At 46.8% G+C, this 13,283-nt stretch carries 10 protein-coding genes and 1 pseudogene; 1 reads left to right on the forward strand and 10 read right to left on the reverse strand.

Annotation, left to right across the window (positions count from 1 at the left end):
• Positions 1 to 552 precede the first annotated feature (552 nt).
• The gene (locus NFR90_RS06145) at positions 553 to 900 is read left to right on the forward strand and encodes a type II toxin-antitoxin system RelB/DinJ family antitoxin (protein ID WP_251451468.1); all 348 of its coding nucleotides are present in this window, start codon (positions 553 to 555) and stop codon (positions 898 to 900) included.
• A 161-nt stretch (positions 901 to 1,061) separates the two neighbouring features.
• On the opposite strand, the gene NFR90_RS06150 is transcribed toward NFR90_RS06145, so the two are convergent.
• The 10 genes and pseudogenes from NFR90_RS06150 to NFR90_RS06190 all read right to left on the reverse strand — a co-directional run bounded on the left by NFR90_RS06150 (position 1,062) and on the right by NFR90_RS06190 (position 13,272).
• The gene (locus NFR90_RS06150; protein WP_251451469.1) at positions 1,062 to 2,270 is read right to left on the reverse strand and encodes a hypothetical protein; all 1,209 of its coding nucleotides are present in this window, start codon (positions 2,268 to 2,270) and stop codon (positions 1,062 to 1,064) included.
• Between the two features lie 161 nt (positions 2,271 to 2,431).
• Positions 2,432 to 2,683, reverse strand: a pseudogene (locus NFR90_RS11675) (DUF262 domain-containing protein); the annotation flags it as partial.
• Between the two features lie 22 nt (positions 2,684 to 2,705).
• Positions 2,706 to 3,884, reverse strand: a complete 1,179-nt coding sequence (locus NFR90_RS06155; RefSeq protein ID WP_251451471.1) for a hypothetical protein — start codon at positions 3,882 to 3,884, stop codon at positions 2,706 to 2,708.
• Positions 3,842 to 4,390, reverse strand: coding sequence for a DUF262 domain-containing protein (locus NFR90_RS06160; protein ID WP_251451473.1), 549 nt, complete (start codon positions 4,388 to 4,390; stop codon positions 3,842 to 3,844). The genes NFR90_RS06155 and NFR90_RS06160 overlap by 43 nt, the downstream gene beginning before the upstream one ends.
• A gap of 312 nt (positions 4,391 to 4,702) precedes the next feature.
• On the reverse strand, positions 4,703 to 6,298 hold the full coding sequence (locus tag NFR90_RS06165) for an FAD-dependent oxidoreductase (protein WP_251451475.1): 1,596 nt from the start codon (positions 6,296 to 6,298) through the stop codon (positions 4,703 to 4,705).
• A gap of 331 nt (positions 6,299 to 6,629) precedes the next feature.
• Positions 6,630 to 7,016 carry a hypothetical protein gene (locus tag NFR90_RS06170; RefSeq protein WP_353848285.1) on the reverse strand — a complete coding sequence of 129 codons (387 nt, stop codon included), beginning with the start codon at positions 7,014 to 7,016 and terminating at the stop codon, positions 6,630 to 6,632.
• A 69-nt stretch (positions 7,017 to 7,085) separates the two neighbouring features.
• A complete protein-coding gene (locus NFR90_RS06175) occupies positions 7,086 to 7,664 on the reverse strand; it encodes a DUF3644 domain-containing protein (RefSeq protein WP_251451477.1) in 579 nt (192 codons plus the stop codon).
• 380 nt (positions 7,665 to 8,044) lie between these two features.
• Positions 8,045 to 11,011, reverse strand: coding sequence for a conjugal transfer protein TraG N-terminal domain-containing protein (locus NFR90_RS06180; protein WP_251451478.1), 2,967 nt, complete (start codon positions 11,009 to 11,011; stop codon positions 8,045 to 8,047).
• The gene (locus NFR90_RS06185) at positions 11,012 to 12,451 is read right to left on the reverse strand and encodes a conjugal transfer protein TraH (RefSeq protein ID WP_251451480.1); all 1,440 of its coding nucleotides are present in this window, start codon (positions 12,449 to 12,451) and stop codon (positions 11,012 to 11,014) included. It abuts the gene before it with no gap.
• On the reverse strand, positions 12,448 to 13,272 hold the full coding sequence (locus tag NFR90_RS06190) for a conjugal transfer protein TraF (RefSeq protein ID WP_160334867.1): 825 nt from the start codon (positions 13,270 to 13,272) through the stop codon (positions 12,448 to 12,450). The genes NFR90_RS06185 and NFR90_RS06190 overlap by 4 nt, the downstream gene beginning before the upstream one ends.
• Positions 13,273 to 13,283: the final 11 nt, after the last annotated feature.

The raw sequence follows: 13,283 nt of genomic DNA on the forward strand, positions 1-13,283 counted from the left end.
GATGTGCTTATCACATCTTTCTGACATGATAGCTTCGGAAAAGGGAATCCCGCGGAGTGAGCGTCATCTTCAGAAAATTAGGACTTCCATTGTTTGCAACGTCCTTAACAGGGTGTTGAGAGAACGGTGAGTGAGGTTTATTGATGTGCTTATCACATCTTTCTGACATGATAGCTTCGGAAAAGGGAATCCCGCGGAGTGAGCGTCATCTTCAGAAAAACTGGAGAGCTAAGCTTGCGGGATGTTGTTGTCAACATAATAACCTGGAAAAAGAACAAGGTAAATAAAACCGAACTAGTTGTAAGTAAAATTCCCAAGAAATGAAAGTCACCCACCGTTTAACAAATTTCTCAGAATTTATTTAACTGCAGGAAAGATTACTACTTATACAACGCTGCAAAGATACGCAGAATCTTTCGATACGAAACTGGAAATTTGGCGAGTGTTCGAGATATGGTGACAAATTGATATTTCTTGCAGATCGTATTCATATTTGTATCCTTTTAAAATTGTAGTTACAAAGTGATTACACTATTCGTATGAGTCATTAGCATGAAGACTCTTGCTAATGAAATTGTCCGAGTTCGTATCAATGATCAGCTCAAAAACGATGCAAAAGCAGTTCTCGAATCATTGGGATTAACCATGTCGGAAGCCGTCCGTATTTTTCTTAAACGGGTTGTTGATGAAAAAGCTCTGCCGTTCGTATTAAGGATGCCAGCGCACTTGGACATTTCCCAAATGAGTAAATCAAAGATTTTGAAGCAGGACGCTTTCGTTCAGCAGAAGAGGTTTTTTCCCATATTAAACGCAGAACGGCAAAATGAATTTCAGAAAGCCATGGAAGAATTGCGGGTGCTGACAGCAGAAGGTCTCAGCCTGCTGAAAACGTACTTGTAGAGCTTTAGGTTGAGTTACATGGCGATTTTTCGTCTTTAAGACGTACACTAATGTCACGATTTCAACCTCTACAATTAAGACCTTCGATGGCGCAGTCGTGCTCAAATATCTTCGGCTCTTTTGTGTATGTCGTTACGTCGTAGACGGATTTTCTCAGCTTCCTAATTATCCATGCTTTTGAGCTTGTACTGCATTTCCTTGGTGAAATTCAGCCAAAAATCATTAAGAACATTGAGAAGTTTTTCTTCGTCCGAGTTAAGTTCATCCTCGAGTTTTTTTGCGGCAAGAGCGGTGAAAGTCAGTTTCGGGAGAAGTGTTTCTTTAGATTCGCTATTTGGCGCGCAAATAATTTCTGCTTTTCGGAAAGCCGACTGATCACGTAAGCTTTGATTAATTCCATTGGGAATTAGGCATAAATTGGCATAGCTATTTATTAACGTTTCGTCGATCGAAGAGGAAGAGTTTCTCTGCGCAACAAAATGTTCTATTTCTCCGCTATATCTGGGAAATTTGAATTTTTTATTTGAATATTGCTCTTTCATTTCTGTAAAGATCTGCTTAAAAATTTTCTCGAATGTTCCATTAGAAACTTGAATATTTTTGGCGGCATTAATGAAAATGGTTTTACCTTCGTCTTCGTCTTCTAAGAAGTTAAGTGCATAGAAAAGCAGCCAATCGCCCAAACAAAGGTCCTTACGCTCAAAAGACGTTGCCTTGCTTTCAAACTTCTTGGATAAATCTAAATTCTGTGTAACAAATGTTATTGCTTTGTTTTTGTCTTGTTGTGGATTATCCGGATTTTCTAAATAAAGTTTAAAAAGATCCATGCACTTGTCGGTGGGGAGCCAGGTGTCATACGACATAAGATAAATCTGTAAAAGTTGAAATTCGACAATGTTAGTATCCTGACAACAGATCCTTGCATGTCTACGAGATAAAAAAAGGCGGTTTTGTGTAATCGCTTCCGTGAGCTTTGCAAGATTTTCTCGAATACTCTCGATGACATTTGGTTGGGCGGTTTTCAGCTCGTTTCTAAGATTGTCGTTCACTATGTTTTGCATTTTTATGTTATTGAATTTTGCTTTTGGGAAAGTAAAACTTACACAGTGTCCAAGCAAAAGCCGCAGTGTCCAATCATAGTCAACCGGGTCAAAAGGAACAGAAATCGTATCTTTAAAATCCTTAAGCTGAGATAGGTTATAGTTATAACCCAGCTGGTCCATCGCAACGGCGTTCTTTAATGCTTTAACGAATTTGAATTTTTCATTGTTCGTGTCTGTCTGAAATGCTCGTCCAATGAATTCGTCAAAAACAGAAAGTTTGCGCGTGTCGATGTTGATGTTCTGAAACAGCTGCTCTCCGGAAGGCATGTTATCGTAAACAATCCAATTGAAATAGGCGTTTTCAAGACACACGTTATTTGAATTGGATCTATGTCAAGGAACTCATCAAATTCACGAATCAAACGCAGACTGAAAGAATTAATTTGAATTTCAAGTGGTTTTTGAAGATCCGATTCATCATTGATCAGCAGACTAAGGAGACGTTGTTGTCCGTCCACTACCTCAAATTTCAACGAATCGTCGCATTTTTTGACAAGAATTATTGAATTTAAAAACGTCTTATCCTTGTCGATTTTTTTCAGGAAGCTCTTACGAAGCTCTTCGCTCCATGATGCGTCTCGTTGATAAAGCGGAAGAACTAAATCGATATTACCTTTTAGTGCATCGATAAACTCAACAAGATTCAGATTGCTGTAGATTTTGTTTTTTGTCTCGGCCATTTTATAGTGAATTCTAGTTGCGTTAGACAAAGTTCAGCATGGCTGCTAAACCACTGCTAATGTCGCTGGTATTATTATTTTTATGACTCTTTTTAAGGTGTTCCAAAATTCCTTGCGACCAAGAGTTTCTCTCCAACATAATTTTTGTCATGGATTGCTCCGCTATATCCGCAGAGGCGGAATTAAGAATGATTCGTCCTGCAATATCAGCGACCCCTGCTCTTATGTATGTGTAATACCTTTTGCACATTAGGAAATTTAAAAAGATAAAGAACAATGACATGTACAAGATGTCTTTGAGCCGAGACTGATTCCTTTGCGGATAGCGGTAGTGGTAAACGACTGTGATACAAAAAATGGCGAGAAGCGACGCTGTTTCTCTGAGTTTAGTTTCATAGAAGTCGAGCGTTAATGGCTGAGCAGGCCACCAGGAGATTTTCGTTTTGATTTTTTGAATGAGCTCGAGGTCCTTGTAAAAGTCTTTCAGCACTTCAATACAAGTTTGAAGCCATTTCTTCTCGCATTGGAGTCCCGGAGATCCCTCAAGGCCTCCGTTTTTGAAGTAAGACTGGGCGTATCCTTGAAATGCAGCATAGTCCCTCAAAAGGTCATTTGCTGTGACATAAAAATGACTGCCCGATTTTACCCACAGTACATCAAGTAGGAGATTTTTTTGGGCTGAAAGAAAACTCCTTTCTGAGGTCTGAAGCCTTGAAAGGGCGCCTGGAATTCTTTGCTGGGGATCAAGAATAGGCCGCGCGAAATCATTTTTATCATCACTGATAAGCATCGACTGCAGCGTATTAAATAAACCGTGAAAATCCTGCCAAGAATACCAGTAATTATCGTCTGCAATGAATTGATCAGCAGACATAGCAATCGTCTTAGAAATTGTCCAAGGGGTGGGGATTGCTTTTTGTTCCGGCTTCAGCTTGCCATTATCCTTTTTTAGGTTGTCTACCAGAACTTTCAGCACTGAAAGAGGAACGTTTGAGAGATCATAGGAGTCGTCCTTTTTGCCGCTTTCGCCTGCGATATCACTGATATTTAGGCCGAGCCCAATAGGGTCAAGCCTCCAGAATTCCAGCGCGTAACGTTTATAGAGCGTCAGTTCAGGATCCTGATTTTCTTTCCTGCAAGCATCGTAATGGAAGGCTTTCAGAAGCTGGCAGCAGTCAACGGGACGGATTCTGTGTTGCATGCGACGTAGTAATCCAATGTCTTTTGTTCATCAGCAGTGATGAAAAAGCAAATTTTTGCAGTTTTAATCGCATCACGGAATCTATCTTTTCCCAAGACCTGGAATTCAGTCCGGATGGCATCATAATTTTTCTTCATTTGAATGCGTGACGCATAATCAAATGGGGTATTTCCGCTGTCCGTACCGCCCAGACTCTTGAAGAATTTTCCTAAAAAGCTCGAGTTCTCGTCCAACAGATCTAGTGCGTGCAAAGCTAAACAGATAGTGGTTAATCGCTGTTGCCCGTCCACAACCTGAAAATCGGTTTGCTTTTTGTAGAGGAAAGCAGAACCGAGGACTTGATTTTTTAAATTGAGGAAGCTCTTAATAAAACTTCTTACGGTTTCCTCACTCCACGTATATCCGCGCTGAAAGTCAGGCAGGACAACATTCTCATTAAAATTTTCCAGAAGCGTTTCAATAGTGAAGTCAATTGATGTGTCTTCGGTATTGCTGGGTATTTGCATTTTATGTTTGTGGAGTGGAGAAGATCTATTTCTCGTGTGATGCGTGGTCAAGCATTATAGTGTTTCTCAGATAGAAACCAAGTAGGGATATTTGAAGTCGGTATTTAGGATTTTATTTTGTTTGGCCCAATAATTGACAGATGAAACATTATCGTTGGCAATTTGGAACTTGAACCGCAAAGGTGAGGGCAGGACGTGTTTAAGCGTTTGGCTATTATGTTCGCTATCCCCTGAGACTTGTCGCCGACACAAAAGACTGCAGGCCTCGATTTATATAAGTTCGAGGCCTGCAAGCTTCGCCGCTATTACTCTTTATTTCCAGGGTTCTAATTGAGCCGCGTACTTACCGGCGACTCGACCGAATACCATTGCATCAGCGTTAGCGCAGGCACCCTGATATGTAAGGCCCCATGTGGAACCGAGCTCGCCCGCAACGAAAAGTCGAGGAATCGGTTTTCCGTACGGATCAAGAACCTCCGCCTTAATGGACTTCTTGGGGCCGCCCATGGTGTGATAGGTGACAGGAACCAGTTTCACAGCATAGAAGGGGCCTTCCTCAATAGGAGCTGACCAGCTTTTTACATCACGGCCTACGAAAACCGCTTTCATATTCGGATCAGCTGTCATTGTTCTGCCATACTCAGTATCGATACCTTTTGTTCTCAAATCACTGTTCCATCGCGCAATGGTGCTTTCGAGTACTTCAGGAACTTTGATATTCAGCTTTTGTGCGAGTTCCTTAATGGTCGGAGCTTGAATGATGACGCCGGAGTCGATTTCTTTCTGATTGTCTCTGCTCCATTTGTATCCTTCGCGGTTGATCGCCCATCCGGAACCTCCGTTGGAAATGATGGGGCCTGCCTTGAGATAGCTGGAATCCATGATCATGTAGCACGGAATTCTCGGATATCTGTGCTGAATCGCATCGAAGTTATTGACGGACATCCAAGAGCAGTGGTAATCGAGTTTCTTCTCATTAACAAAGCGTTTGCCGTCCTGATCTACCCAAATGAAGGCAGGCTGTCTAGTAACCATAGCGATACCGGCCTGAACTCCGGGGACTTGCACGCCGAGCGGAGCAGAAACCGAATTCATATGCCACAGATCGCATCCCATGGACTGGGCCATCAGAAGACCGTCACCGGTGTGCGCGGGGCTTCCGAGATACGCCATCGGATTTCCGTAGATGTACCTTGCCATTAATTCAGGATTGCTTTGGAATCCGCCGGTGCAGATGACGACTGCCTTGTTTGCTTTTACAAAATACGGCTTGTTGTCCTTCAAGGCTTCTACGCCGATAACTTCATTTCCTCTGCGGACAAGCCTTCTTGCCGGGCAGTTAACGATAACGGGAATATTTTTAGCCTGAACGGCTCTGTCGAAAATGCCGAATAATCGATCTCCGCCTTTTGCACCGGGGACATTGCGAACAGACATCTTGTTGACGCAGTCGGCGCCAGGCAATTCCTGATAGCCTGCGTGTCCGTAGACACCAATTTTGCCTTCAGGCGCTAGAGACTGAACATAATCGCCTAAATGAAGAGACTCTTCACAGAAAAGGTCTAAAAGTTCCTTATCCCATTCCGAACGGGAAAGTTCGTAAAGCGCCTTTTGGAATTTGAAGTAATCGTCCTTATTTGTCGGAACGACAAATCCGCCGGAGGATACCGATACATTACCGCCGCCATGGGGCATTTTTTCGAGAATCAAAACCTTTGCACCTGCGTCTGCAGCCGCAATTGCGGCATTTGATCCTGCATTTCCATAACCTAAGACGACAACGTCAGCCTCATTATCCCAAGCCGGCATATCTTCAGGACGATCGGCTGCGATTGCAACGGACATTCCGACGGGGGCGGATATTGAAGCGGCCGAGGCGCATTTAAGGAAACTTCTTCTGGTAGACATGGTGAGTTCTCCATGGTTGAGGGATTACGATTACGTTATAACCCATGCTTCCTGATCTTGGCTATTAAAATTTTAATTGTTCTAAGTAATAAGTATTTAGAATCGTAGAGTTACGGATTAACTGAATGATTTAAAGAAAGGTTTTATTTATATTTACGAAACGATCTCAATGCTGCGGATACTCCCACTTTGTTTGCCTACAACTGCGCACGATATCAGCACAATCCCCTAACTGAGTACAATTAAACTCGTAGATTGCTCGATTTCTACTTATAATTCAACGCAGGATAGCTCGCGAAGGATCAGTGCTGGGTTCCCGAATGGGAGTAGGCTAACTGCCGGAAGTTTGCTTAGAATTTTCCTTTGCCCCTGGTGCTGTCTTTGCTTTCAGCTCTGTGAGGATATTTCCGGGATCCTTGCAGAGCTCACCCAGAATAAAATCCACAGCTTTCTGACTGTAATAGTATCTGTCTTTTTGATCGTGTTTGTCGATGTAGCAAAGGTCTGATTGCTTCTTAATGGCGAAATAGTCAATTAACAAACAGCAATGATATTTATTGAAATTAACAACTGCGCCATTAAGAAGAAGATTAATATTCTTTTCTCTAAGACGATTTTTTATAAAGTCTATTATTTTCTTTAGCGAGTAACTGTGTGTGCTGTTAGGATCGGATTGCGTTTTGCTAATAGCGACCGGATTATCGCTTTTTGGAACCACGGTAACGCATTCGGTGGCCTCTTCTCGTTTCTTAGTTAGATAAAATCCGTGCTCGACAGGGATTGCATACTAGGGGCCATTAGCCCCTGCAAGAGTATTTAATTCCCCGTCAAGACGCGAAATATGCTCGAAAATGTCTGACGAATATTTTCCTCTCAGGGCGTCAATGGATAAAGTGTTCAGAGTTGTGGTGAGGGATAGAAAGCCTAGAGAAACCCGGTCCCCTAGGCTTATATCAGCAAAGGCAGATAACTTATCCGAATAATTGAAAATGCATGCTTGAAACAGAGGAACATACAGCATCTCGTACTCTTCGGTTATAAAATGAGTGCTTGTATTCCTAAGTTCAACTATCTTCTCAAGATTTAATCTTACCGGGTCTTTTTCATTCGTGAGTATTGTTTTGACACATCTCTCCAGACTAAATGTTCTCTTTACGTCTTTGCTTGGCTGGTAGTAAATGCTCTCTAATCCTTGAGTTTTAATGAGGTAACCTTTCAGTAGAAGTTCCCAAGCGTTACAGATGAATATCGCGAAAGCTTCCACCCTATAGCGAATAGTAGGTTTATTGTAATTTTCGACGGCTAAGAGAAACGCTTCTACTGATTTTTCGAAAAGCCGAGAAAACATGGGCTTGGGCGGATTCATTGTATCTCCTTTGGTTTTGAAGGAGTTTAGCAAATACTCATATATTCTTCTAGATGATGAAACAAGAAAGGAACCCCTCTCTTTGATTTATACAAAATTAGAGTGGTTATAAAATTTAGAAATTTGGGAAAGTAAAGTGTGGAGTTGCAGAATGGCTAGAAAACAGTTTTATTCCGATCTAGTTGACTATCGGGAATAGCTTTATTTTTTGGTATTGAACGGGGCGCTTAAATTATTTTTAATAACGCTGGAGTGCGAATAAGACTTTTGTACAAGTTTATTGTCCTAAATTTTCGTTAGAAAGAAGAAGGAGAGAACAACTGCGGTCGAAGAATTCTCCTTCGTTCTATCAACTCGACAGTTGGCCACGCCTTCTTCTGCTACTTCTTCTCACTCAAATCATTTTCCTTTTCAATTTTTCCTGCACCCATAGGCGAGGTGTAGCCGGCACCACCTAGGAACGCATTTTTCAGTACAGTGGAAACGCCTTTTTCCTTTTGCTGATACCGCTGAACGCCGTCGTCGACAGTTTCCTTCTCCAGATCAGTCGCTTCCATAGACGCGGCTGCGGCCAAATCTCTTTGGGATCTGTCTTTGTCGTATTGCCGTAAGAACTCCTCACGAGAACGATTCAGCCGGGTAAAACTGAGATCGGATTCTGTATGGATTTTTTGTCCTTCTTGGTTAACAGTTTTGGAATGATCAAGCTTTGTGCGATTCAGAGTGCGCTTTCCGATGACTGTGAGCTCTGAGAGCTCCGCTCGCTTTTGCTGAATCTGACTGGTGCCGGCATACTGACCGGAGGCGGATCTGTCCAGCGCGTCAGCGGAAACCGCAGCGCCCAAGTTTTCTCTGGCGAGTTCATCATGAAACAGATGACGCAGACCCTCTTCTGCCGAATGCCCGCTGGAAGATATGTAGCGTCTCATGACGGCCGCGTCTCGGTTGACAATCATTGAATCATTTCCGCTGAGTCCTTCTGACACGGTTTGTGATGCGGACTGTCCCCGGCTGAGTGTTACGCCGCGATCAGAAGATGTCCGATAGGCTTTGTCGAGAGCCTTGGTGAACGCATTCGCTGCCTGTCGTACACCGACATCGTCACTCGTTGCGGCAATCTCCTCTGAGGCGGATCTGAGCGAGTGATATGCTTCAGCCCGCTGTCTGGCTGTAGCGCTTGTCTTAGAGCCGACAGCCGTATCCACGAGCTGCTGCGCGGTTTTTGTTTCTCCGGAGAGTCCGACGCCGAACCCGTCCGCAGCGCCGCGAAGCGTGGCGCTGAAACTTCCGCTCTTGCCGGTGCTTGAAGTGCTTCCGCTTGAAGTATTGCCGGCTCCGGCGGCTGTTTTATCGACCGCGGAGAGCTGCGGGACGGAGCTCGGAGCATTAAGAAGAGTGCCTTCGGCTGTGGGTTTGGAGACTTCGCCCTCGGCGCCCGCTTCACCTACAGCGGCTTTCATCTGTATGCCGCTCGTGACGCTGAATGCCTCAGAATTCGAGAGACTGCGTGACGCGGAGGAGCCCTCTGCCACACTTTGACTGAGGGACGAGGAAACGCCGCCCGAGGAAACGTCTGAAAGCGCGCTGCGCTTTGCGAGACCTTCTGAGAGCGAATGAGCAAAAGAGCGCAGCGAAGAATCCGAAGATGTAGCTGCGGAGCTGACGGACAGTGCGTTTGACTCTGACTGCGTCAGGGAAACGGAGGACGTGGAAGCGGACTGTACAGATCTTGACTGCGTCAGCGAGCCGCTTGACGAAACGCCGAGATCAATAGCAGTGCGCTGCATACCGACAACCGTTCCGTCCTGATCTCTGGTAACCGTTCCGTAGGCGGTCTGAGTGCGTGAGGCATATGGATCCGACCATCCGGCAGACAGATCTGATTTATTAGCGGATTCGGAGTTTCGGGATGTATTTCCAAGTGAGACATTGCCCGCATTAAAATTGCCGCTTCCCGCCTGATTAGCAGCAGAAGAAGCCGCGCCCTGCGCAGGCGCCATAAGGCCAGAGGCCATAGAAACAAAAGCCATGTCGCTTCCCTTGGCAAGCGCAAATGCGATCATCGGAATCAGAAGCGTTAGACTGCCCGCGATCGCCTGTGATGAGCTTCCGGCCTCACGGATTAAATCCGCAGCCTGAAGTGTGCTTCCGCCGAATTCTGCGATCAGTCGGTTCATGGGATTGGCGTCCACTGTAATCATGAGATAGTTGGCGACCGCAAATAGGGGCGCCCACAACTGAACCCAAATGAGCAGAACAAAAAAAGATCGAAAGACTACCCCTGCAGCCGAACCGGCAGCGATCATTAGAACAAGCATGAGCGGAAATGCGGCAATGACGATAAATTCCACACAGTTGCGGATTTTAGGAAGGCTCTGCTCGGCTAACTTAGCCAGTGTTCGGTAGTTGATTTCTGATGAAAGGTTTGCGGAAGCCGAAGAAAATTTAACCGCCAAATCGAGCGGAGCTCCCGCTTGGCGCGCAATGCTTTCCAGACCTCGCGGGAGCGCAGACAGCATGACCGAGTGCTTGAGGCTGTCCTCAAGCGATCGGGAGACGCCAAGCAGCAGGGCCTCGCTGTGTGGAAGCGTGCGCGCGATCACTGCGGAAGGATCAGGCTGCTCAGGCACCAGCAGTACGCCGAGGCGCTTTTTAATAAAATCGATCTCAACATTATTTAGATGGTCTTCCAGCGACTGAACCGCCGCTTCGCAGCTTTGCACCGATCCGTCCTGAGCGACCGTGGAACGGGCCGGATTAACCCAGCCTTCCTGTTTGATTGTGGCCCAAAGGTTGCCTGATTGAGCGAGCTCGTTCACTTTGTCGGGATGATCAGTGAGTTCGGGACCTACGCAGTCAGCGGTAACTCGCTCGGAAAGCGCTCTTCCTTCCGGCGTGACAGCGCCCGCGTTCAGTAGCGCTGTGACGGCACGCTGCGGATAGACCAGACCGAATCGGCTGAATCGTTCGGCGTCCGGTAAAGAAAACGCAGTCTCAAATGAACCTGTCAGGAATCGTCCGATGCGTGAGGCGGCTGAAGAAAAGAAACCTACGCCTAACGGGACGCTGCTCACGACATAAACATCGGTGTTTCTCTCGTCATGAATCGCAAGATCAACCTTGGGAACGAGCATGACTGAGTAAAAGAGCACGGCCGCAAAAAGGTAGACTTTAGCGGCAAGGCCCTGCCATTTAAGGAGCGCTCCGGTGATGGCGGCGAGGAAACCTGCGAGAACCGCGGATTTAATCAGACCGGTGTAAGAGAGGCCGGAGCAGATCGCGACAAGCGCCTCGAATAGGTCACGGATCTGACCTCCGTTCCAATAAGCGTAGTAGTCCAACACCATTTAATTTGCGGCTCCGAATTTAAGGTTGGCGGCAAGATCGGCCGCAAGTGCACCTTTAACACTTCTTTCCAGGTGAGAAATCTGCGTCACAAAAGAGTGCGCTCGGCTCATCTGCTGAAATACGGCATCGCTTCGATCTGCTAAATCCCTGCGGACGGCGTCCACTCTCTGCTCAATCGCTTTAAGATGGTCGGCCGCGATGACGCTGGTTTGGGAGGCAGAAGACGCGGCAATCGCGGTTTTAATATCCAGAGATAATCGATCCATGGCGCGGATCACGGCCTCGTAGGCGGCTGCCTCCACGTAAATTCTGAGCACGTCCTGAGAAAATCCGAGATATCGGTGCGAGGTGGTCGCGTTGATCAGACGGATTAACGGAATCGTGGATGAGGAGACGAGCAGAGTCAGGTCGTTTTTAGAGACGAGCGAGGGATCTCTGCTGAGAATGGAATTACGGTAGGCAGCCGCGGCGCGCATAAATTCGTAGGGCAGGTTCATTTCATCGAGCGGCGTTTTACGGACCGTGAGACAGCGATCGTCTCCGTCCTCTTTGACGCAGCGAAGACGAAAGGACTCCGCGTCGAGCGCCTCTTCATCAGGTCTTCCGAATAAAAATCCGACTAAATCCTGGCCCGCGATCGGGATCGCGCGTGTCACAGCGTCGTTTCCGCTGCCCTCCTGAACATAGATGACGGTCCCAACGAGCGTCATCATGAGCTCTTTGAGCTCGTCGCTGTAATCCGCGGAGAATTTGCCGCCCGAGAGCAGTGACCAAGTGAGGTTGAGTTCCGGCGCGTCTACGATGTTGCCTCCGGAATCTCGTCTGGTTGGCGAATTTTCTATGACGGCGGAACCGTTGGTGCGTGTCATCGCGTCGGCTTCAGAGGCGTCGGAGACGGTGCCTGAAGAGCGCAGTTCATTTTTGGAGTCGTAGCTCAGCTTATGCAGCCATTGTTCGGCACCCGACATCTTAATCAGATTCTGAGCAGTGGTGCAGGAATCCTGAAACATACCGGTGTACTGTCGGATCATGTCACGGAAACTGGTGACCTGTTCATTTAAGTCCGGCGCGAGCGACTGCAGCGCGAGCTGGAACGCGAGCCCCGGAAGCGCTGTACCGATATTGCGCAGGAATGCAACGAATTCCTCTCGGCTCGGGATACCGAATGCGCCCATAAATATGTCGATACCGCCGCAGCCGGCGGACAGGGAGGGCGGCGTAAAGTAGAAAGCGTTGAAATCCTTTCTTGGGGCTCGATAAACAAAACCGCCCGCGGTCACAGTGTTCATGCCTGCGGACTGATAGACGCCTGCTTCAGTGAGATTGCCCTGGTAGGATCCGGCAGCGGAATAGAAATCTTTCATGAATCCCGCGTTTGCCGAAGTAGACACGGAGACGGCGCAGAGCGCTGCGCAGAGAATTTTTTTTAGTTTAATCATGATGCGTTCTGATGGGGGCTGAGAGCGTCTTGGCCTCTGAAGAGAGACTGGCCGGGAGATTTAAGCGCTAGCGTCTGTATGCGGGAGAGCATGTCCTCAAGCGAAAGAACGCCTGACGAAACCAGATAGCTTTGCGATTTATCGCTTTTAACCATAAAAAGAGCCGGAACGCGTGAGAGTCCCTCTCCGTTGGTGAGCAGCTGAGAGACGCCGTTATCTGGAAGCGCGTCCGGGAAATGCGGGTTTGCAGAGCCGTCCAAAGAGACTGCAAGCAGCTCAAACCCGTATTCTGTCTGCAGACGTTTAATGAGCGGAGACTGAATCTCGCAGAATCGGCAGTCAGAGCGGTAGAAGTACATCAGGCCCCATGACTGAGTCAGAGACCGGATGTCCTCTTTCTTTTGTTCAGCGCGGGACGAATTGAGCGCTACCTGCGCAAAGTTGGCCGCCGGGTTGAGTGTCGAGAAATCAAACTGAGGGTTCTGCCAGGAGGTTCTGCGATAGACATCTGTAAAGAGAGAAGCTTTTTCCTGTACGAAGTAGTTGACCTCCTGAAACGCGAGAACATTTTCTTCCGTAGGATTAAAGGAGGCGTTCGCTAAACGAAACGCGTGTTCTGCCTTGAGTTCATCTGCGCTTTGGATGCTATTTAGATCTTTGAACGGAGTTGTTTTAGGTTTGGGCTTTTCTTCGTCGGGGTAGTACAGAAAGCCGCGGTCCTGGTTTTTCCAGACATCTTCCTTCCAGAAGTCGGATGCGCAAGCCTGCGTCGAGACTGCGCAGAGAAAGAGTGTTAACAGGGATAATTTATGAAGTTTCATATCGATTAAAA

It is taken from the genome of Parasutterella muris (assembly GCF_943193095.1).
Classification (GTDB): domain Bacteria; phylum Pseudomonadota; class Gammaproteobacteria; order Burkholderiales; family Burkholderiaceae_F; genus Parasutterella; species Parasutterella muris.